The 17,661-nt window shown below is 61.7% G+C and carries 25 protein-coding genes; all 25 read left to right on the top strand.

Annotated features, from left to right (window positions below):
- Nucleotides 1-29: 29 nt before the first annotated feature.
- The 25 genes from PG897_RS08960 to PG897_RS08840 all read left to right on the top strand — a co-directional run bounded on the left by PG897_RS08960 (nt 30) and on the right by PG897_RS08840 (nt 17,586).
- Nucleotides 30-323 (top strand): hypothetical protein, encoded by a 294-nt coding sequence (locus tag PG897_RS08960; RefSeq protein ID WP_045789804.1) that lies wholly within the window; start codon nt 30-32, stop codon nt 321-323.
- Nucleotides 320-499, top strand: coding sequence for a hypothetical protein (locus PG897_RS08955; protein WP_264098071.1), 180 nt, complete (start codon nt 320-322; stop codon nt 497-499). The genes PG897_RS08960 and PG897_RS08955 overlap by 4 nt, the downstream gene beginning before the upstream one ends.
- A 2-nt stretch (nt 500-501) precedes the next feature.
- Nucleotides 502-945 (top strand): recombination protein NinB, encoded by a 444-nt coding sequence (locus tag PG897_RS08950; protein ID WP_270828921.1) that lies wholly within the window; start codon nt 502-504, stop codon nt 943-945.
- Nucleotides 942-1,259: a Ref family recombination enhancement nuclease gene (locus PG897_RS08945; protein WP_045789807.1), complete on the top strand. Its 318-nt coding sequence runs from the start codon at nt 942-944 to the stop codon at nt 1,257-1,259. The genes PG897_RS08950 and PG897_RS08945 overlap by 4 nt, the downstream gene beginning before the upstream one ends.
- Nucleotides 1,256-1,678 (top strand): hypothetical protein, encoded by a 423-nt coding sequence (locus PG897_RS08940; RefSeq protein ID WP_270828919.1) that lies wholly within the window; start codon nt 1,256-1,258, stop codon nt 1,676-1,678. The genes PG897_RS08945 and PG897_RS08940 overlap by 4 nt, the downstream gene beginning before the upstream one ends.
- Complete coding sequence (locus tag PG897_RS08935; protein ID WP_182954114.1) at nt 1,675-2,373, top strand: TIGR02642 family protein; 699 nt, start codon at nt 1,675-1,677, stop codon at nt 2,371-2,373. Before PG897_RS08940 ends, PG897_RS08935 begins: the two co-directional genes overlap by 4 nt.
- Nucleotides 2,374-2,541: 168 nt before the next feature.
- Complete coding sequence (locus PG897_RS08930) at nt 2,542-2,859, top strand: phage holin family protein (protein ID WP_270828918.1); 318 nt, start codon at nt 2,542-2,544, stop codon at nt 2,857-2,859.
- Nucleotides 2,859-3,407: a glycoside hydrolase family 108 protein gene (locus PG897_RS08925; RefSeq protein WP_270828917.1), complete on the top strand. Its 549-nt coding sequence runs from the start codon at nt 2,859-2,861 to the stop codon at nt 3,405-3,407. The genes PG897_RS08930 and PG897_RS08925 overlap by 1 nt, the downstream gene beginning before the upstream one ends.
- 7 nt (nt 3,408-3,414) lie before the next feature.
- Nucleotides 3,415-3,639 (top strand): hypothetical protein, encoded by a 225-nt coding sequence (locus PG897_RS08920; RefSeq protein ID WP_270828916.1) that lies wholly within the window; start codon nt 3,415-3,417, stop codon nt 3,637-3,639.
- Nucleotide 3,640: 1 nt separating this feature from the next.
- Entirely contained in the window at nt 3,641-3,871 is a 231-nt protein-coding gene (locus tag PG897_RS08915) for a hypothetical protein (RefSeq protein WP_270828915.1), read from the top strand.
- 53 nt (nt 3,872-3,924) lie between these two features.
- Entirely contained in the window at nt 3,925-4,104 is a 180-nt protein-coding gene (locus PG897_RS08910; RefSeq protein WP_205756326.1) for a hypothetical protein, read from the top strand.
- Nucleotides 4,105-4,995 (top strand): terminase, encoded by an 891-nt coding sequence (locus PG897_RS08905; protein WP_270828914.1) that lies wholly within the window; start codon nt 4,105-4,107, stop codon nt 4,993-4,995.
- 23 nt (nt 4,996-5,018) lie between these two features.
- Entirely contained in the window at nt 5,019-6,692 is a 1,674-nt protein-coding gene (locus PG897_RS08900; protein WP_270828913.1) for a terminase, read from the top strand.
- Nucleotides 6,692-8,818, top strand: coding sequence for an OmpH family outer membrane protein (locus PG897_RS08895; RefSeq protein WP_270828912.1), 2,127 nt, complete (start codon nt 6,692-6,694; stop codon nt 8,816-8,818). The genes PG897_RS08900 and PG897_RS08895 overlap by 1 nt, the downstream gene beginning before the upstream one ends.
- A gap of 120 nt (nt 8,819-8,938) precedes the next feature.
- Nucleotides 8,939-9,274 (top strand): Gp49 family protein, encoded by a 336-nt coding sequence (locus PG897_RS08890; RefSeq protein WP_270828911.1) that lies wholly within the window; start codon nt 8,939-8,941, stop codon nt 9,272-9,274.
- Nucleotides 9,275-9,405: 131 nt separating this feature from the next.
- On the top strand, nt 9,406-10,332 hold the full coding sequence (locus PG897_RS08885) for a hypothetical protein (protein ID WP_270828909.1): 927 nt from the start codon (nt 9,406-9,408) through the stop codon (nt 10,330-10,332).
- A 71-nt stretch (nt 10,333-10,403) separates the two neighbouring features.
- Nucleotides 10,404-11,621, top strand: coding sequence for a phage capsid family protein (locus PG897_RS08880; protein WP_053288663.1), 1,218 nt, complete (start codon nt 10,404-10,406; stop codon nt 11,619-11,621).
- Nucleotides 11,622-11,689: 68 nt separating this feature from the next.
- Nucleotides 11,690-12,079, top strand: coding sequence for a hypothetical protein (locus PG897_RS08875; RefSeq protein ID WP_053288662.1), 390 nt, complete (start codon nt 11,690-11,692; stop codon nt 12,077-12,079).
- A gap of 66 nt (nt 12,080-12,145) precedes the next feature.
- Entirely contained in the window at nt 12,146-12,583 is a 438-nt protein-coding gene (locus tag PG897_RS08870) for a hypothetical protein (protein WP_103858400.1), read from the top strand.
- A gap of 1 nt (nt 12,584) precedes the next feature.
- Nucleotides 12,585-13,166, top strand: coding sequence for a hypothetical protein (locus PG897_RS08865; protein WP_270828908.1), 582 nt, complete (start codon nt 12,585-12,587; stop codon nt 13,164-13,166).
- A 12-nt stretch (nt 13,167-13,178) separates the two neighbouring features.
- Nucleotides 13,179-13,856, top strand: a complete 678-nt coding sequence (locus PG897_RS08860) for a phage adaptor protein (RefSeq protein ID WP_270828907.1) — start codon at nt 13,179-13,181, stop codon at nt 13,854-13,856.
- A 9-nt stretch (nt 13,857-13,865) separates the two neighbouring features.
- Complete coding sequence (locus PG897_RS08855) at nt 13,866-15,614, top strand: hypothetical protein (protein ID WP_270828906.1); 1,749 nt, start codon at nt 13,866-13,868, stop codon at nt 15,612-15,614.
- 60 nt (nt 15,615-15,674) lie between these two features.
- Complete coding sequence (gene avd / locus PG897_RS08850; protein ID WP_270828905.1) at nt 15,675-16,019, top strand: diversity-generating retroelement protein Avd; 345 nt, start codon at nt 15,675-15,677, stop codon at nt 16,017-16,019.
- 2 nt (nt 16,020-16,021) lie between these two features.
- On the top strand, nt 16,022-17,308 hold the full coding sequence (locus tag PG897_RS08845) for a reverse transcriptase/maturase family protein (protein ID WP_114522652.1): 1,287 nt from the start codon (nt 16,022-16,024) through the stop codon (nt 17,306-17,308).
- Nucleotides 17,305-17,586 (top strand): hypothetical protein, encoded by a 282-nt coding sequence (locus PG897_RS08840; protein WP_270828904.1) that lies wholly within the window; start codon nt 17,305-17,307, stop codon nt 17,584-17,586. The genes PG897_RS08845 and PG897_RS08840 overlap by 4 nt, the downstream gene beginning before the upstream one ends.
- Nucleotides 17,587-17,661: the final 75 nt, after the last annotated feature.

Here is a 17,661-nt window from a genome sequence, read left to right as displayed (position 1 = left end):
CCGGCAGCTTGACCAAAAGGACCCTGACCATGACGAAACCACATACCCGAGATCTATCCATCGCGACCCAGCTGGGGCGCGTGATATCCATCATGAGCGACGGCAAGGCCCGCACCCTGCGCGACATCGAGCGCGAGTGCTGGAGCCGCTACGGCCACGCCGACACCCAGGCCGCCATCAGCGCCAGACTGCGTGAAGTTTGCTGCTACGGCTGGGTGAAGCATTCCAGCAATCAGGTCATCGACGGCAAGCAGGTGTGGCATTACCGCATCGCGCTGCCTCCCACCACCGAGGCCGTTGCGGCTAAGGCGGTGGCAGCATGAGATTCACCCACGCTATCGCAGCCGTTCTGGCCGCCACTGCTGCCCAATCGCCCTGGTTCAACCCGCTTGATTTCAAGCCTGGACATGGCTTCTGCATCCCCAATCCGCGCAATGACCGGGCCGCCAAACGCCAGCGTGCCGCCGCCAAGCGCCGCAACAAAGCCAAGCGGGGGTGAGGATGAGCCAATATCCAAAGCACTTCCTGCGCAGCCCTGAAATCCGCGCACGCGCCTGCCAGCTGGTAGCAAGTCTGCCGGTTGACCAGAACAAGCCGCTGGTCCTCGAAATCAAGGAGATGACCCGCAGCCTGGCCCAGAACTCTCTGTTTTGGGCGGTAATGACCGACATCGCCGAGCAGGTCAACTGGCACGGCCGCAAGCTCTCCAAGGAGGACTGGAAGCACGTTCTCTCCGCCGCCCTGTACCAGCAGGACGTGGTGCCGAACATCGACGGCAATGGCTTCGTGGTGCTGGGTAAGTCCACTTCCAAGATGACCGTGCGCGAGATGCGCGATCTCATTGAGCTGGCCCAATCCTTCGGCGCCCAGCAGGGCGTGAAGTTCGGGGATGAATCCCGCCGAGGTTTCGACTGGGTGGCGGCCTACGGGAGGGCTGCAGCATGAGCAAGACCAAGGCTGATAAGCAGTGGTTGGACGATGTGAGCTCTCTGTGCTGCATTGCTTGCCGAAATGCTGGCCTGGGGGCGAGCCTCGCCGAAATTCACCATGTGCGCTCTGGCGCCGGGATGGCGCAGCGCTCTGCTCACACCCAGGTGCTGCCTCTTTGCCCTCGCCATCATCGCGCCTGCTACCCCACCGGCTTCCACGCCGCACCGCTCACATGGCAGCAGGAGCACGGCAGCGAGGAGGCCCTGCTGGAGCAGGTAGCCAGAGAAGTCACCGAACTGCGCAAGAACACCATCGGGAGGGCGGCATGATCCACCTTACCGCCCTCGATGCGACCCGGTTGCTTGGTAGCAGCCCGAAGGTCAGGAGCGCAGCCAACCAGGTGCGCAAGGCGCAGCAGGTCACGTCCCTGCACGACAAGGTGCTGACCCAGCTGGTCGGCCTACCTGACCCCGCCACCGAGCTGTTGTTTCACCCCAAGCGCAAATGGCGCTTCGACTACGCCTGGGAGGAGCAGAAGCTCGCCCTTGAGGTCCACGGCGGGATCCACTCCGGTGGCCGGCACACCCGGGGGAGGGGGTTCGTAGAGGACCGTGCCAAGATGAACGAGGCCACCTTGCTCGGGTGGACCGTGCTGGAAGTTACCCCGGAACACATCAAATCCGGCCAGTTGCGCGCCTGGCTGCTCGCCGCCTTCAATCAGGACCCAGACCAGAGGACCAAACCATGACCAACTCTATCGAAATGGCTCTGCGCCTTTTCTCACCGAAAGGCGCACTACATGAACCCTCGTCTGGTCGCTCCAGTACGCTGGGGAGGGAGGAGTTTCTGGGAGCCCTGCAGGTGGCCGCAAAGAGCAACCCGCAAGGACTTCAGTTCCTTATGGCTGACCACCTGGGGGATGAACAAGCCCTTGCGTCGCTGCTGGCCCACTTCTGCACCACTCTTGGCAGCAGCGATGCCGGTGGCATGGCCATGGCTATCCTGCTGCGCCGCCCGCTGCCTGAGCAGCTGGATCACCTGGTACTTTGCCACCCTCACTATGACAAGGAGCGCCGCCGGGCCGCCGTGGTGATGGAGAAGGCCAAGCGCGCCCACCGGTCCGGCAATGATCACGAGTACCAGCGCCTTCTGGCTGAGCGGAACGAGATCCTGTCCCTGGCCAATGACCACTGTGTCGCCGAGATGATGCAGTCAGGGCGCTGCCCGCACTGCAATGGCACCGGGATCCGCCCGCGCAAGGGTGACGGCTGCCCGAAGTGCCACGGCACCGGCCGGGTCGTGCCACACGTAGAGTTGGTGTCGCGCCGGTTCGGGCAGGAGATGAGGCAGGCCGTAGAGCGTGCTGTTGATGAGGTGATCCACCAGGCGTCAGACCTGTCAAAGATCATGGACCGACAGGTGAGGGAGATGCGGGCGGCTTAGGTGCGGAGAGTTCGCCGCCGAGCAGGCGCAACCCCATGAATAGACGCAGTGATTGAATCCACCCCTCCCCGGCGTTAGTATTGCTCAAAGATGGCCAGAGTCCCCGTGACCCTGGCCTTTTTCATTTCTGGCCCGCCTCGTGCGGGCTTTGTCGTTTCTGGAGGGGCGATGACGCCTGACAAGGATCCACAGAACTACAGCGTGCTCGCCTATCTGGCATTCGGCGGGCTGAGCGTATGGGGAGGGCTTGTGACCTACATACAGACGGTGAAACGCGAGGGAAGGCAGTTCCGATGGGCCGAGGCGCTGCTGCAGGTGGTGGTGTCAGGGTTCGCCGGGATGTTGACCATGCTGCTGAGCTGGTACATCGCAGCCCCGCTCCCGTTGTGCGGCTTCATGGCTGGCCTGGCTGGCTTGATGGGGTCGAAGGCCCTGGAGCTTTACGAGCGTCGGGCAACCGGCTGGATGACTGGGGGGAAAGAGTGATGGGTATTCGCCTGCAGGTTATTGACGAGGTGATCCAGCGCGAGGGTGGTGACAAGTTCACTGATCGCGCAGAGGACCGCGGCGGCCCGACTCGCTGGGGGGTGACTCAAGCCACTGCTCGCCAGTTCGGCTACGCCGGAAACATGCGTGACTACCCGAAGGATGAGGCGGTAAAGGTATACACCTCCTATTGGGACCAGCTGCAGCTCTCATCCATCGAGGTGATTGATGCCGATCTGGCCACCTACCTGTTTGACTATGGGGTCAACTCCGGCCCCGGGCGGGCAGCAAAAGACCTCCAGCGTCTGCTGAATGTGTTGAACGATCGACAAAAACTCTATCCAGACGTGAAAGCTGACGGGGCCATCGGGCCCCGTTCTCTTTCTGCGCTGGAGAGTTATGTCAAGGCGCGCGGCACCGGTGGCAAGCGCCTGCTGGCCGAGGCTGTTAACTCCCTTCGAATTGCCCACTGCATCACACTGGCTGAGCGTCAGGAGTCGCAGGAGGCCAATGCCTACGGCTGGCTGAGCCGGGTTTGTAACCTGTGAGGTAGATATGGAGCACATCGTTGAGGTGGTCATCAACTGGCTTGTCATCCTGATGGCCGTGGTAGGGGGCGCGTCCCTCGTGGTGCAGGGGCTGGCCAAGATTGCGGCCGTCACCCCGTCCACCCGGGATGATGAGATTATCGGGAAGGTAGACGCCTTCCTGGTCGGTCTCATCAAGGTGCTGGATAAGTTGGCCCTGAACCTGCCGGCTGATAAAGCCCGGAAGCAATAACATGAACAGCTTGCTCCAACTGCTCGACATTCTAACGGCCCTTCTGGGCCGTTGGCTTAAGCAGGAACGGGCAAGGGAGGTGCAGGAAAGCTATGACCAAAACCATAGTGACCCACAAGGGCGCTTTGCTGCTCGCTTCGGTGCTGCTTCTGGCCAGCTGCCAGACGACACCAAGCCAAACGGCAAACTGCCCACCACCCACTCCCAGGCTGACATGGAGCCCCGCCAATAACGGCGGGGTTTGTCTTTCTGGGGGATCAACGGCCGACCTACTGGACTATCTTGATGCACTGGAGCGATGCGGTGGTTAATGGCGTTACCGTGACCGGGGTTATCACTCATGTGAAGGAGTATGACGGCAGTCATGCCCTGGTTGTTCTCAATACCGGCGTTTCCGTAGTGGTACCGGCAACCCATCAGCCCGTACCCGGCGACACCGTTGTCGAAGGCGAGCTATCTCTCTAAATGGCAAAGACCGACTGGGCACAGCTCAATGCAGAGTTCCTGCAGGAGCACGAAGCGACCGGCATCAGTGCGAAAGACTGGTGCGACAGCCGCGGCCTGAACTACAACTCGGCGCGTCGCTATTTGAAATCTCGGGGGCAATCCCCTGCGCAACCTGATAAATCTCGCGTAGCTGCGCAATCTGCGCATTCCGAAGTGCGCAAAACTGCGCAATCTGCGCAAAGTGCGCAAGCCAAGGGGAATGAGGCCAAGGCCAAAGGGGGAGAGCGAAGAGGGGAGAAGTCCTCGGCATCCACTTATACCCCGGCCAGCTTGGACCAGAACTCGAAAACCAACTCGGGGCGCCAGCCAGATGGGCGCTTTGACAAGGGAAATCGGGAGTCCGTAGGCAACCAAGGCAACCAGAACCCACCGAATAAGTGGCAACCCGGCGACCGGCCTGCACTGACCCACGGCGGTTATGCCCAGTTCCTCGATTCGCCTGAACTGTTCGACCAGGCTGAGGAGTTGAGGCTGCGGGATGAGCTGATATTCACCCGGGCTCGCGTTATCTCCGTCACCAAGACCTTGAAGAGCCTGCATCAGGATCTGGTCGATGCCACCGAGATGACTGACCGGATTGGGCTCTATGACAAGATCCTGAAAGCCGAGCAGGCCCTTGATCGCAACATTCAGCGAATCGAGTCCATCGAGCGCACCCTGAGCGCCATTCGTATCGATGAGGTAACCGGCCCCAAGATTGAGGCCGACACCAAGCGCATCAAGGCAGCCACCCGCAAGCTGACGGCCGAAGCCGATCGGCTGGAGAAGGATGGCGGCAGCGAGGCCACTCCGGTTAGCGAGATGGTTTCCGAGCTCCACGACATGGGGACAGGGGGGCTGATGTCATGACTGTTCCCATCGACGCATCTTCCATGACTGAGCAAGAGCAGATGGCCTACATCCGCTCGAAGCTCAGCGATAAGTGGTGGCGGATGAACAACCTCTACATGATCGAGAACGAGCAGGGCCAACTGGTGCGCTTCCGGCTGCGTCCGGCGCAGGAGCTGCTGTTCCGGACCATGTGGTACCTGAACATCATCCTCAAGGCGCGTCAGCTCGGATTCTCCACGGCCATCGACATCTATCTGCTGGACGAGGCGCTGTTCAACAAGAACCTCAAGTGCGGGATCATCGCCCAGGACCTGACGGCCGCTGGCGAGATCTACCGCACCAAGATCGAAGTCCCGTTCGATAACCTGCCGGGCTGGCTCAAGGCCCAGTTCAAGGTGGTGACCCGGCGCGGTGGGGCGAATGGCGGGCACATCCTGTTCCGGCACGGCTCCAGCATCCAGGTGGCCACTTCCTTCCGGTCCGGTACAGTCCAGCGCCTGCATGTCTCCGAACACGGGAAGATCTGCGCCAAGTACCCCGAGAAGGCCAAGGAGGTGCGAACCGGGACGCTGCAGGCGATCCACCCGGGCGCCGTGGCCTTCATCGAGAGCACAGCCGAAGGGGTGGGCGGCGACTTCCACTCCATGAGCATGAAGTCCCTCGAGCTGGCCAGGGCATCCGGTGAACTCAGTCAGCTCGACTGGAAGTTCCACTTCTTCGCCTGGTGGCAGGATCCCAAGTATCGCGCCGACGTCCCCGCTTCCGGTGTGGTGATGAGCAAGACCCAGGCGGAGTATTTCGCCGCGGTCGAGAAGTCGATGGGTTGCACCATTACCGACGAGCAGCGGCAGTGGTACGTGCTGAAGGAGGCCACACTGGGCGCCGAGATGAAGCAGGAGTTTCCCAGCACGCCGCTGGAAGCCTTCCTGACCTCTGGCCGCCGGGTGTTCGACCCCATCCATACCATGGATGCCGAGGGCGATTGCATGGCCCCGCTCATCGTCTACGACATCGACCCAGTGACCGGCAGGCGCGAGAAGGCCCGCAAACCGGAGAAGCTGGACGAGCGTGGCCAGCGCTCCCTCGAGAACATGCTGCTGGTCTGGGAGCTGCCAGACCCTGACGAGGATTACGCCATCGGCGCCGACGTGGCGGAAGGGCTGGAGCACGGCGACCGCTCAAGCCTGGATGTGACGGCCAAGAGCGACGGCCGGCAGGTGGCCCACTGGTTCGGCCATCTCGACCCGGGGCTGTTTGCCCAGCTGCTTGCCCACGTCGGCAGGTTCTACGGCACCGCAGAGCATGGCCCGGCCTACATTGGACCAGAGCGCAACAACCACGGCCACGCTGTGCTGCTCAAGCTCCGTGAGATCTACCCAACCCGGCGCATCTACACCCAGGAGCACATCGACCGGGACCGCGACGACGAGACGCCGCGCCTTGGCTGGCTTACCACCCGGCAGTCAAAGCCGATCCTGGTTGATGGCCTCAAGGCCCTGCTGCGTGCCGGGCAGTCCGGGATCCGCTGGATCGGTACCATTTCCGAAGCCACCACCTACGTCTACGACAAGAGCGGCAGCATGAACGCCCAGGACGGCTGCTACGACGACCAGCTCATGAGCTACATGATTGCCCAAGAGATGCGTGTCCGGATGCCGGCCCGCATCGTCAAACCTGAATCCTCCCGCAAACCCAAGCACTGGATGGCCAACTGATGATCAACGCCCAACCCAAGGCCCCTGAAAAAGGCGGCCTCGATACCCCGCGCCTGCTCAAACTGATGAGCGATATCAATGGCCAGCCGGACTGGCGCTCTATCGCCAATCGGGCGTGCGCCTACTACGACGGCGATCAACTGCCGCCCGAGGTGGTGAGTGTGCTCAAGGCTCGGGGCCAGCCCATCACCATTCACAACCTGATCGCGCCGACCATTGACGGCGTGCTGGGGATGGAAGCCAAGAGCCGCACCGATCTGATGGTGATCGCCGATGACCACGACGACGAGCTGGAGCAACTGGCCGAGGCCGTCAACGCTGAATACGCCGATATGTGCCGCCTTGGCGGACTGGACCGCGCCCGGGGCGAGGCGTATGGCGGCCAGATCAAGACCGGTGTGGGCTGGGTTGAAGTATGCCGCCGCGATGATCCGTTCGGCCCGCGCTACAAGTTCAGCAACGTCCACCGAGACGAGGTTTATTGGGACTGGCACAGCAGGGAGCCGGACCTAAGCGACTGCCGCTGGTTGATGCGCCGCCGCTGGGTCGATCTGGATGAGGCCAAGACCATGTTCCCGAGCAAGGCACAGGCGCTGCAGTGGGGCGTCAACGACTGGGAGGGGGTCGTGAGCCTGACCTCCATCGAGGGGCTGGACCCCAATCTGGTCAGCGCCTATGACGAGTGGAGCCAATTCAGCGGCAAGGAGATCGAGTGGTGCAGCCGGGAGCGGGACCGGGTGCTGCTGCAAGTGGTCTACTACCGCACCTACACCATGCGTCAGGTGCTGATGCTGGACTCCGGTCGGGCACTGGAGTACGACAAGACCAATCAACTGCACCTGGCTGCTGTGGCCATGGGGCGCGCCAAGCTGGAACGCTGCCCGGTGGCCGTGATCCGGGAATCCTGGTTCGTCGGCCCTCATCATCTGGTTGATCGACCCTGCTCTGCTCCCCACAACATGTACCCGCTGGTGCCGTTCTGGGGGTATCGCAAAGACCGCACCGGCGAACCCTATGGGCTGATTGCTCGAGCCATGCCGGCGCAGGACGAGGTGAACCTGCGGCGTATCAAGCTCACCTTCCTGCTGCAGGCCAAGCGCGTCATCATGGACAAGGACGCCACCAACATGAGCCGGGATCAGGTGCTGGAGCAAGTCGAGCGCCCCGATGGCTATATCGAGCTCAACCCTGACCGAGCCAACAAGACCAGCGTGAGCGATGCCTTCAAGGTAGAGCAGGACTTCAACGTGGCGGCCCAGCAGTTTCAGGTGATGCAGGACTCGGTGAAGCTGATCCAGGACACCATGGGGGTTTATGCCGCCTTCCTGGGCCAGGGCTCCACCGGACAATCTGGTGTGGCCATCAGCAACCTGGTGGAGCAGGGGGCAACCACGCTTTCCGAGATCAACGACAACTACCGGATGGGCTGCCAGCAAGTGGGGCAGTTGGCGCTGGCGTACCTGCTGGAAGACATGGCCAGCAAGCGCAACTACAAGGTGACCGTGAACCGGGATGACCCCCGCCGCCGCAAAGCCGTGGTGGTCAACGTGGAGCAGGAGGATGGCAAACTCACCAATGATGTGACCCGGCTGCGGGCCCATATCGCCCTGGCGCCGATCCAGCAGACTGCCGCCTACAAGCAGCAGTTGGCTGAGCGGATGACCCAGGCCATGTCACAACTCCCGCCCGAGGCTGCCGGCGCTTGCTTTGACCTGCTGGTCGAGCTGATGGATGTACCGCGCAAGGCCGAGTTTGTGGAGCGGATCCGCAATGCCCTGAACATCCCGAAAGACCCGGACGAGATGAACGAGGAGGAGCGCGCAGCCGCCGAGCAGCAAGCCCAGCAGGCCCAGATGCAGCAGGAGCTTGCCATGCGCGAGATGCAGGCCAAGCTGGCCGAGCTGGAGGGCAAGGCCGCCAAGTGGCAGGCAGAGGCCCAGCGCATCGCCAAGCTGACCGACTCCATCCGGTTCGAGGATGCCCTCAAGCAGGCCCAGACAGGCAAGACATTGCAGGAGATGGAGCGGCTGGCCGCAGAGCAGCAGAGCATCCAGGGTGAGCAGGCTTTGCTGCAGGCCCAGCTGTTGGACACCATCCAACAGCAGATCGACGCCATCGCGCTCTGACAGTTGCTTTCCTGACCTGCCAGCGTTACGATTTCCCCAACATGGCCCAGTCTGTCGAGATTGGGCCTTTTTCATTTCCAGACCCGGCCACTGTGCCGGGTTTTTTATTTGGAGCGGGCCATGACCGACCAGCAACACATTGATGCCGAGATGGAGCGCGAGATCCAGACTCTCGGACTGACCGCGCCGCGCGTCACCCCTGACCAGATTGACGCTCTGATGAGTGGTGTTCGCTATGAGGTGCAGGTTGTCACCGGCACCACCACCACGCTGGCCACCGCCATTGCTGCCAACGGCTTCACCCTTGCCATCGGCATGACCGCCTGCGCCGACCCGGCCAACTTCAATGCAGATCTTGGCGCCAAGTACGCCATCAAGGATGCCGAAGCCAAGGCCCGCCAAGAGCTGTGGAGGCTGGAAGGCTGGCGGCTCAAGTGCCATTTAGCGAATCTTTAGCGATAGACGGCAACCCTTGCCCGCGTTGTGCGGGCTTTTTTATGCCCAGCCCCAGCCGGGGAGCGCTTTTACCGAGAGCCTTCCCCCGCTTGGGCAGCGATACCACCCACTGAAAACCCACGAGGACAACCATGGATAAGAACATCGACAACCTGACCGGCACTGAGAGCCTGGACGAACTGGAAGCCATGCTGGAAGCGATCGAGCGTGAGCCCGATAGCGAGCTGGATGATGGCACTGGCACCGAGCAAACGGACGTACAACCCGCGCCGTCGGCGGGCGAGGTGGCAGCCGGTAACGAACAGGGCAGCACCGAGCAGGGCGGTGAAGGGGTCGCGGAGCCTGAGAAGGTGATCCTGGCCAAGAGCGGTCAACACACCATCCCGTATGAAGTGCTGGAGCAGGCGCGCAATGAAGCCAAGCAACTGCGTGAGCAGCTGGCCGCATCGCAGCAAGCCCAGGCCGAGCGGGACAAGCTGCAGGCGCTGATGGAGAAGCACGGGATCAACCCCGACGTGGACCCCGACGACATCAGCCAGGAGGAGCTCGAGCAGTTGGCGCAGGACTACCCGGATCTCGGCAAGTCCATCGCCGCCATTGCCCGCAAGCTCCAAAAGCTGGAGCCCCAGGTCGCCCCGCAGCAGGTTCAACCCACCCTCAACCCGGTACAGGCCGCACTGCAGGCGGTACCTGATCTGGTGAGCTGGCGGGAAAAGGACCAGGACCGTTTCGACTTCGCCATCATCGTCGATGAGAAGCTCCAGGCTGATCCCGCGTGGCAAGGCAAGTCGCTGGATGAGCGATTCGCAGAGGCGGCGCGCCGCACCAAGCTGGCCTTTGGTGATGAGGTCATCCCTCCCGCCAAGGTACCCGGCAAGGGTGCAGAAAAGCCTGCCGATTTCATCCCGTCCAGCCCCTCGGCTCTCGGCCAGACCCATCATGCAGCCCCCACTGGTGTGGAGCGCTTCGGCACCATGTCTCAGACCGAGCTTATCGGCGAGATGGGCGCCATGACGGACGCCCAAATGGAGGCGCTGCTGGAGCAGGCCGGGTTCTAACCCACCCCCCATTTCAATAAGCCAACCCCGACCACTGTGTCGGGGTTTTTGTTTTCATGTAGGAGAGGACCATGACCCAAGTCACCTCGGCGCAAGCCAACAAGATTTTGCAGGCCGCACTGTTTACGGCGGCCAACCGTTCCCACTCGCTGGTGAACATGCTGACCGAAGAGGCCCCCAAGGGCGCCAAGGTCAACGGCGGCAAGCAGACCAGTGCAGGTGCGCCGGTAGTTCGCATCACCGACCTGACCAAGCAGCGCGGCGATTCCGTGGATATGCAGCTGTTCCATCAGCTCTCCGGTCGCCCGAGCATGGGCGATCAGAAGCTGGATGGCCGCCTGGAGTCCCTGTCCTTTGCTGACTTCGCGCTCAAAATCAACCAGACCCGTCACGGCGTGGATGCTGGCGGCAAGATGAGCCAGCAGCGCACCAAGCACGACCTGATCAAGACCGCCCGCACGCTGCTTGCTGATGGTTACTACGGCCGACTGGTTGATCAGCGCGGCTTTGCCCAGCTGGCCGGCGCCCGCGGCGACTACTACGCGACCGATATCATCCTGCCGCTGGCGGATGACCCGGAATTTGCCGATATCATGATCAACCCGCTGACTGCGCCCACCTACGAGCGCCACTTCTTCGGTGGTGATGCGACCAGCTTCGAAGCTATCGACGCGGCTGACCGCTTCAATCTGGGCTGCGTGGACAACATGTCGCTGTTCCTGTCCGAGATGGCCAACCCCATCCAGCCGATCCGCATGGTGGCGGATCCGTCCGGTGGCGAGCCGCTCTACGTGCTCTATGTCACCCCGCGCCAGTGGCACGACTTCTACACCTCCACCTCCGGCAAGGATTGGCAGGCGATGCTGGCTGCCGCCATGGAGCGCAGTAAGGGCTGGAACCACCCCATCTTCCGCGGTGAAGGGGCGATGTGGCGCGGCATCCTGGTCAAGCCCTACAAGGGCATGCCGATCCGCTTCAACCAAGGCAGCACCGTCAAGGTGTGCGCCGCCAACTCCGCGACCGGCGTGGAAGTGGACAAGGTAGCAGGCACCACCATCGACCGCGCCGTGCTGCTGGGTGGTCAGGCGCTGGCTAACGCCTTCGGCTCTGGCGAGCAGGGCGGCTCCTTCGGCATGCACGAAGAGAAAACCGACCACGGCAACAGTACCGAGATCTCCATCAGCTGGGTATCCGGCCTGCAGAAGATCCGCTTCAAGCAGCGCAACGGCAACATTCAGGACCATGGTTGCATGGTGCTGGATACCGCCGTCAGCGCCGTCGCGCGCTAATCCACCCACCAGAGCGAGGGGGTTGATACCCCCTCCTGTTGATATCTGACCAGATAAGGAGCCATGTCATGGCCAAAACTACCCTGATCGCCCGAGCTTACCGCTGGTTTGTTGGTTCGTTCGGCAACCTCTCTATCTCCCCGACCCTGGTGGCCAAGCTGGCGGCTGTGCCGTCTGGCGACGTCATCGCGTTTGGTGACAAGGTGGAGCCCAACCTGAAAGTGGTTGGCGCCACCCTCATCAGCGGCGCGCTGGGTGCCAGCACCACGCTGACCGTCAAAATTGGCGACACCACCATCATCAACGCCGAAGGCACGGCAACGGCGGTATCCAAGTATTTCCCGGTGGACGATCTGAAAACGCTGCCCGACCAGGAGATCACCCTCACCGTTGGTGGCGGCGCTGCGACGGGCACGGTCAAGCTCAAACTGCATTACGAGGTAGTCGGCAACCTGTAAGGCTGCCGATCACTGTCCGCCCGGCCCTGTGCCGGGCTTTTTCGTTTCTGAATAGGAGTCATCGCCATGAGCGACAAGATTGCCGTGGTTTACATCGGCGACAAGCCGAGCAAGAAAGACACGGTCACCGGCAGCCGCCTGGTCTTCCCGCGCCATACCGCAGTGGATGTGGAGAGTCACATCGCCATGCAATTGCTGGAGTTCCCGACCGTCTGGATCCGCCATGAGGCACTGGCTGGCGAGCTGGAGCGGCAGGAGACCACTGCCCAGGCTGCCGCCAAAGAGAAGGAGCGCCTCGCCGCCGAGCAGGCCCGCCTGGCGGAAGAGCAGAGCATGGTGGTCGGTGAGCGCGATCTGGCCAAGATGACCTCTGCCCAACTGGCCACCCTGGTGGAAGGGGAAGATCTGGATATCGAGCCACAGGGCCCGCAAGAAAAGGTGCCCGATTACCGGGTGCGCGTGCGTGATGCCCTGAAGGCCAAGCTGGCAGAGCAGGGGGAATAGCATGCAGATGGTGTCGCGTGAGCAGTTCCTGCCCACTGTCAGGCTGCACATCACCGGCCCGCTCGAAGTCATGCTGAGTGAGGCCGTCACAGAGGCGGCCATCACGTTCTGCCGGGAGTCGGCCTTGCTGACCCTTGACCGACTACTGCCAAGCGCGTCAGCCGGCAGCCTGGTGGAGGTCTGCAACATCAGCGGGATGACATCGTGCAATGTGCTGCACCTGACCGGTGAAGGGGGCGCGCCATTTGTCAGTGGGCGTGACTACTTCGCCATGTCGGCCAATGAGTTGAGCATCCTGACTGATCTCAGCGATGTGCGGATCTGGTATGTGGCTGCCCCGGTCAAGAACGCCACCGAGCTCCCAGCCCAGCTCTACCACGATCACGCCGATGCCATTGCCCATGGCGTCGCTGCCTTGCTCTATGCCCAGCCAGACCGCCCCTGGTCTGACCCTAAGCGTGCAGGGTACCACCTGGCTGAGTTCGTCGAAGGTTGGCGTCGCGCTGGTCGGTTCCGCAAAGAGCACAGCGCCCCGACCCAGGTCGAATTCCACAACCCGCCCCGCAAACACACTTTTTTCTAAAGGACTCCACACATGGCAACCGTTACCGTTGACTCGATACTGAAGCGGGTAAATACCCTGCTCAACGATCGCACTTGGGTTCGCTGGCCCAAGCAGGAGCTGCTGGACTACTACAACGATGCTGCCAAAGCGATCGTGTTGATGCGTCCTGACGCCCACACCAAGAACGTGCAGTTCAACTGCGCAGCCGGCACCAAGCAGAGCCTGCCTGCAGATGCCCTGCGGCTGATCGAGGTGCTTCGCAATGCCGACGGCAAGGTGATCCGCTTCGTGCCGCGCCGTGCGCTCGATGACAGTTATCCGGATTGGCATGCGGGCAAGGATGGCACCACTGTGGCGGCATACACCTACGACGATCGGGATCCCAAGAACTTCTATCTCTACCCGGGCCCCGCCGCCGCAGTGAAGGTGGATGTGATCTACTCCGTAGCGCCGCAATCCAAGGTACTGGCGGACGTGGAAAACGTGGGCACGCTGGCGCTGGCCGATCTGGATGACATCTACATCAACCCGCTTATCGACTTCATCATGTACCGGGCCTTCTCGAAGGACTCCGAATACAGCGCCAATTCCAATCGGGCGGTCGGCCACTACAATGCCTACCTGCAGCAACTGGGTGAAAAGACCCAGGTTGATACCAACATGGAGCAGCGCAAGACCGAAGGCTTCTCCCGCGTGACCGGTCAGTAAGGAGGCAGCATGGCAGGAGTGTGGAAGCGTGACGGTACGGTGGCCGTCACCAATGGTAACAAGAAGGTGACCGGTACCGGGACAACCTTCGCAGACACCAAGAACGGGGTGGCCAAGGGCCACCTTTTTTGTATCACCAGCGGCACCTCGGTAGATTTCTATGAGGTGGATTACGTGGTGTCCAACACGGAGCTGTATCTGGTGCAGTCATACCGTGGCACCACTGCCACGGGCAAAGCCTACGAGATCATCACGACTTTCTCGGATTCCGTCCCTGAGTTCGCCCGTCGCCTGACGGCCACCCTGAGTGCCTATCAGCAGCAAAGCGATGCCTTCCAGGCGCTGCTGACGAGCACTGCCACCACTGTTGAGGTGACTGCACCGGATGGAACCAAGCAAACACTGATCCCGTGGAAACGTGTGACCAGCGAGGGCGAGGGGCAGACGGCCCGCGCCAAGGTCGAAGCCGACCGGGCAAAGACCGAAGCGGATCGCGCTGCTTCAGCCGTGGCATTGGCAGCTGAAGCATCAGCCTCTGCTGCATCTGCTCAGACTGCGCAATCCAATGCATCAGCCTCTGCTGCGTCTTCAGCCTCTAGCGCTACCTTAGCAAAAGCTGAAGCCGACAGATCCAAGTCTGAGGCTGACAAAGCCAAGCAGATTTCAGGGTTGGGAACCGTATCCGACGCTATTGCAGTAGCATCCGAAGCCGGGACCGGCTCGCTGATGCGCGTGGGCGGCGCCACCATCCTCGATGCGGAGCGCTACGCCCTGGAGCGGGCAACCGGCGGCAGACAGACCATCATTCGCGACAGCGCTGGCAACGCCAATGCTATGTTCGTGCTGCCGCGCTTCAGCTACGCCGACCTGGGCATGACTGCCGATATGGGCACTGGCGATGTGACGGCGTTCGATGTGGGCACTGGCAGCATTAAGGGCGAAATTTTTATCGGCGCATATCTTGCGTCCGGCTCCGGCGCTGTCAGCGCGCCGCGGCAAGATCCCCGCGCCTCGCTCGATCACACCGCCGCCCGCAACGCCTGTAGTGCAAAAGGCGCAGGCTGGCATCTGATGACGGCGCACGAATGGGCGGCAATCGCCCTGTGGTGCATGGCCAACGGCTACGAGCCAATCGGAAACACCAACTGGGGTCGCAGCCACGCCAAAACCTGGATGGTAGGCGATCGGGCCGACAATAGAGCGCCGGGTGATGCAGCCGGCACGGGGCGAACCCAGACCGGCTCGATGGGGTCCGAGGCGACGCATACTCGCACCCCGGCCGGGATTGCGGATCTGGTCGGCAACGTCTGGGAGTGGCAGGACGGATTGCTGCTGCAAGATGGGCGCTTTAAGATTTCTGCCTACAACACCCAGGCCGAAGTTGACTGGGCGTTCGCTGATGCGTTTCTTGATGCGTCAACACCAACCGGTGGATCGGCCATCCTGTCCAACGCAGTCAACAACAGACTGGGAGCCATCGGAGACAACGCCAACGCAGGCAACTCAGCCAACGTAGAGTGGCGAGCAATGACAAAATCAGGCAGCTACGTCAGCAATCAGGCGATGAAGCGGCTGCTGCTGGAGCCGGCTGGGGCATTGCCGCAGGGGCGCATCTATATGCGCAATTTCGGCGAGCGACTCCCGTATCGTGGCGGCAATTGGGACAGCGGTGCCAACGCTGGCCTGGCCGCGCTCAATCTGTACAATTCACGCGCGGGCACGAACACGAACATTGCGTTTCGCCCCGCCTTTGCCTGAGCCTTGCGCCTTGGGTTTTGTTGGCGCCACGGTAGTGGCGCTTAATCGGTTGAGGATGCCATGGATAAACAACCGCTCGTTATCGAGCAGCGGATCCGCGACATGATGCAGTATGGGCACATCGCCCTGCGCCAGTTTCCGAAGTCAGAGAAGCATGTGTTGGCGGCCGAGATCAGGACCAGCATGTTGACGCTATTGCGCCTCGTCATTACGGCGGCGAAGCGCTATCACAAGAAGACCACGCTCACCGATCTCGATGTCGAACTGGCGGTGTTGCAAAACCAGATCAGGCTGGCCAAAGACCTGACCTATCTACCCATCAACAAATATCAACACTGGAGCGGTCTCAACATTGAGATCGGCAGAATGATCGGCGGCTGGCTCAAATACGAGCGGGCCGTCTAATCATGGGCTCCGACATCAAGCGACTCCCGTATCGTGGCGGCAATTGGAACAACGGTGCCAACGCTGGCCTGGCCGCGCTCAATCTGAACAATTCACGCGCGAACACGAACACGAACATTGGGTTTCGCCCCGCCTTTGGCAGCAGCCAGAAGGCAACACCTCACGGGGCGTTGTCCAGTGCATTATCAAAGGGATGTCGATGCCTCGGCTATCGCCGAAAAACTGAACAGGCGGCACCGGTGCGCCGGGCCGCCGACTTTAAGGCCCTCATGTACGACCAAATCATATCGTTTGACAATCTGCACCAGGCTGCCCTGCGCTGCCTGTGCGGAAAACGCACCTCGCCCGCCGCCCTGCGCTACATGCAGCGCCTGGAAGAGCACCTGCACGACACCCACAATCATCTGCTGCACGACAGCTATCAGCCCGGCGGATACGAGGAGTTTTATGTTTTTGAGCCGAAACAGCGCCTGATCTCGGCACCCCGCTTCGTGGATCGAGTTGTCCACCGGGCGATCATGAATGTACTGGAGCCAGCGCTTGACCCGCGCTTTATATTCGATAGCTACGCCTGCCGCAAAGGCAAGGGGGTACATGCCGGGGCAAACAGGGCACAGCGCTGGATGCGGGCGATCAGGCAAGCTCACGGCCCACTATTCTGCCTGAAGGCGGACATCAGCAAGTATTTCGCCAGCATCGATCACGCCCGCCTCAAGGCGATCTTGCGCCGCCACATCCACTGCGATCGCACGCTCAGGCTGCTCGATGCCATTATCGACTCGAGCCCAGGGCGGCCGGGTGTCGGGATCCCGCTCGGCAACCTGACAAGTCAGCTGTTTGCCAATCTCTATCTCAACGAGTTGGATCGCTACGCAAAGCACGATCTCGGCATCCGGTACTACATCCGCTACATGGATGATTTTGTGGTGTTGCATCACGACAAGGCGCAGCTGCAGGCGTGGCGGGCGCGCATCGAGCAGTTCCTGTGGAGTGCGCTGCGCCTGACCACTAACAGCAAGACCCAGATATTCCCGGTTGGGCCGGATAACGGCAGGGCGCTCGACTTCCTCGGCTACCGCATCTACCCCACCCACCGCCTGTTGCGCAAAAACAGCATCAAGCGCATCCGCTACAAGCTGCGCCGCTTCAAACGGGCGATAGCGGCAGGCAGGCTAACGGCAGGCGACTGCCGACCATGCATCCAATCGTGGTGTGCGCACGCCGCGCATGCAAACACCTGGCGGCTGCGCTGCAGCCTGTTTAACATTTCGAGCGGGGCAAATAGATGAGCTACTTATACGACGGCGAAACGCACGACAACTACGATCCGGCCTTTATGGCGGAGCTGGGCATGAGTGAGGAGGTCATAGCCTCCGTGCTCGCCCAGCACGACTATGAGCTGACAGAAGGGCAACTGGCGCGCCGCCAGCGCGCCTACGTGGCGGAGTCCGACCACCTTTTCTTGGAGTGGCAATACGACAAGACAGCAGCGGCCGAGCAGGCATGGCGCGACAAGGTGGCGGAGATCAAGCTGCGCTACCCGGTGGCCCGTGGGGCGGAAGAGTGATCGTCCGTCTCGAGCCCATCACGGCGAGCGTGGTCGCCGTGCTGCTGCAACCAGCCAAGTGAGCCTTGCCTCCTG

This window comes from Aeromonas sp. QDB20, assembly GCF_027707805.1.
GTDB classification, from domain to species: domain Bacteria; phylum Pseudomonadota; class Gammaproteobacteria; order Enterobacterales; family Aeromonadaceae; genus Aeromonas; species Aeromonas dhakensis.
Note: the sequence above shows the minus strand (reverse complement) of the source record. Positions and strands in the feature narration are given on the sequence as shown.

Excerpts from the sequence above, each read along its gene's own strand:
- PG897_RS08960 (WP_045789804.1), top strand. The coding sequence starts at position 30 with ATGACGAAACCACATACCCGAGATCTATCCATCGCGACCCAGCTGGGG.
- PG897_RS08955 (WP_264098071.1), top strand. The coding sequence starts at position 320 with ATGAGATTCACCCACGCTATCGCAGCCGTTCTGGCCGCCACTGCTGCC.
- PG897_RS08950 (WP_270828921.1), top strand. The coding sequence starts at position 502 with ATGAGCCAATATCCAAAGCACTTCCTGCGCAGCCCTGAAATCCGCGCA.
- PG897_RS08945 (WP_045789807.1), top strand. The coding sequence starts at position 942 with ATGAGCAAGACCAAGGCTGATAAGCAGTGGTTGGACGATGTGAGCTCT.
- PG897_RS08940 (WP_270828919.1), top strand. The coding sequence starts at position 1,256 with ATGATCCACCTTACCGCCCTCGATGCGACCCGGTTGCTTGGTAGCAGC.
- PG897_RS08935 (WP_182954114.1), top strand. The coding sequence starts at position 1,675 with ATGACCAACTCTATCGAAATGGCTCTGCGCCTTTTCTCACCGAAAGGC.
- PG897_RS08930 (WP_270828918.1), top strand. The coding sequence starts at position 2,542 with ATGACGCCTGACAAGGATCCACAGAACTACAGCGTGCTCGCCTATCTG.
- PG897_RS08925 (WP_270828917.1), top strand. The coding sequence starts at position 2,859 with ATGGGTATTCGCCTGCAGGTTATTGACGAGGTGATCCAGCGCGAGGGT.
- PG897_RS08920 (WP_270828916.1), top strand. The coding sequence starts at position 3,415 with ATGGAGCACATCGTTGAGGTGGTCATCAACTGGCTTGTCATCCTGATG.
- PG897_RS08915 (WP_270828915.1), top strand. The coding sequence starts at position 3,641 with ATGAACAGCTTGCTCCAACTGCTCGACATTCTAACGGCCCTTCTGGGC.
- PG897_RS08910 (WP_205756326.1), top strand. The coding sequence starts at position 3,925 with ATGCACTGGAGCGATGCGGTGGTTAATGGCGTTACCGTGACCGGGGTT.
- PG897_RS08905 (WP_270828914.1), top strand. The coding sequence starts at position 4,105 with ATGGCAAAGACCGACTGGGCACAGCTCAATGCAGAGTTCCTGCAGGAG.
- PG897_RS08900 (WP_270828913.1), top strand. The coding sequence starts at position 5,019 with ATGACTGAGCAAGAGCAGATGGCCTACATCCGCTCGAAGCTCAGCGAT.
- PG897_RS08895 (WP_270828912.1), top strand. The coding sequence starts at position 6,692 with ATGATCAACGCCCAACCCAAGGCCCCTGAAAAAGGCGGCCTCGATACC.
- PG897_RS08890 (WP_270828911.1), top strand. The coding sequence starts at position 8,939 with ATGACCGACCAGCAACACATTGATGCCGAGATGGAGCGCGAGATCCAG.
- PG897_RS08885 (WP_270828909.1), top strand. The coding sequence starts at position 9,406 with ATGGATAAGAACATCGACAACCTGACCGGCACTGAGAGCCTGGACGAA.
- PG897_RS08880 (WP_053288663.1), top strand. The coding sequence starts at position 10,404 with ATGACCCAAGTCACCTCGGCGCAAGCCAACAAGATTTTGCAGGCCGCA.
- PG897_RS08875 (WP_053288662.1), top strand. The coding sequence starts at position 11,690 with ATGGCCAAAACTACCCTGATCGCCCGAGCTTACCGCTGGTTTGTTGGT.
- PG897_RS08870 (WP_103858400.1), top strand. The coding sequence starts at position 12,146 with ATGAGCGACAAGATTGCCGTGGTTTACATCGGCGACAAGCCGAGCAAG.
- PG897_RS08865 (WP_270828908.1), top strand. The coding sequence starts at position 12,585 with ATGCAGATGGTGTCGCGTGAGCAGTTCCTGCCCACTGTCAGGCTGCAC.
- PG897_RS08860 (WP_270828907.1), top strand. The coding sequence starts at position 13,179 with ATGGCAACCGTTACCGTTGACTCGATACTGAAGCGGGTAAATACCCTG.
- PG897_RS08855 (WP_270828906.1), top strand. The coding sequence starts at position 13,866 with ATGGCAGGAGTGTGGAAGCGTGACGGTACGGTGGCCGTCACCAATGGT.
- avd (WP_270828905.1), top strand. The coding sequence starts at position 15,675 with ATGGATAAACAACCGCTCGTTATCGAGCAGCGGATCCGCGACATGATG.
- PG897_RS08845 (WP_114522652.1), top strand. The coding sequence starts at position 16,022 with ATGGGCTCCGACATCAAGCGACTCCCGTATCGTGGCGGCAATTGGAAC.
- PG897_RS08840 (WP_270828904.1), top strand. The coding sequence starts at position 17,305 with ATGAGCTACTTATACGACGGCGAAACGCACGACAACTACGATCCGGCC.